Annotated in this window: 1 protein-coding gene and 1 pseudogene; both read right to left on the minus strand. The window is 38.1% G+C overall.

Features of this window, described 5'->3' with window-relative positions:
- Positions 1–352: 352 nt before the first annotated feature.
- Entirely contained in the window at positions 353–727 is a 375-nt protein-coding gene (locus tag AP75_RS13985) for a PEGA domain-containing protein (RefSeq protein WP_051872744.1), read from the minus strand.
- A 147-nt stretch (positions 728–874) separates the two neighbouring features.
- Positions 875–1,164, minus strand: a pseudogene (locus AP75_RS13990) (hypothetical protein); the annotation flags it as partial.

Here is a 1,164-nt window from a genome sequence, read left to right on the forward strand (position 1 = left end):
CCGCCGCAGGATTTTCTTTTCGTTACCCAAACGCTGTCTGCAAAATAACCTTTGCGGGTAAGGGAACCTATGTTCTGAAGCGAGGAAAAACCGCTGAAATCCACCAATAAAGGCTACCAAACGCCACAAAAAAAGCAGTCCTTACGAAAAAACTGCTTTGTACCTCTAAATTCTAAAAACGACATCCCCATAAGAGGACCATCATACCGCTGAAAAGCCACCGGAGGTTCCGTTCAACGGGCTTTCATTTCTTGTCTTGCAGACAAAACGAAAGCTTAGTTATTGGCAGAAGTTTTTCTTTGAATTCAGTTAAAAAAATAAGGAGCAAATTTTACTCCTCATTTTCTGTTATTTACTTCTTTTCGTCAAGTTTAATTTCGTAAACTTTAGTGTCATACTTTTTCAATGAACCTGTTGCAGCATCAATACCCCAACCAAGAAGTCCAAAAAGGTTAAGAATTGAGACACTATTGAATTTGGAGTCAAGTCCAACAACCTTGTTTTCATAACCTTCTTTTCTCAATTCGACTGTTTTTTGAGAAAGTGAACGACTAACTTTGTATGTACAAGGTGTTGTACATTTTTCAACTCCAGCTTCGTACACTTTTGCTTCTTCAGGAGAAGAATTAAAAGTTATGGCATCAGAAGTTCCAGTGAAAATTGTTGCACACGAAGTCAACGAAAATGCTCCAGCAAGAAGCAAAGAAGAAAATTTTAAAATCTTCATAAAGTAATAGTTTAATTTATTACCTACTTTCAGAAAATTTCAGGTCGCTGTTTCGGCAATTCCGACCGTTGGTCAGAATCGAAGGAATTACTTTTTCCGCCGACTGTGTTTAAAATTCTGACTAACGTTAAATTTTAATATTGATAATCAGTATTTTGTGATTTCAATATCTCTGTCAGTCAATCCAAATTTAGTGATTTGTTTTTGAATTCTTTTGGCTGCAGCAATTTTTCTTTTCTCGTCAAGGAACAGATATAGTGAAGGTGGTTGGTAGCTTTGCCCTTTCACAAGCATGTTCCAGATGATGACGGCAAGTTTGCGGGCCAGTGCAGAGACAGCAGTTGCTCTTCCTTTCTTGTAGTTCAACCTTTTGAAAAAGTCTGCGAGCCAGCCTTCTTTGAGATTACCGATGGCATTGGCAGTGTTTCGAAAGGCAA

It is taken from the genome of Kaistella haifensis DSM 19056 (assembly GCF_000735695.2).
Classification (GTDB): domain Bacteria; phylum Bacteroidota; class Bacteroidia; order Flavobacteriales; family Weeksellaceae; genus Kaistella; species Kaistella haifensis.

Coding starts and splice junctions, on each gene's coding strand:
- AP75_RS13985 (WP_051872744.1), bottom strand. CDS start 727: ATGAAGATTTTAAAATTTTCTTCTTTGCTTCTTGCTGGAGCATTTTCG.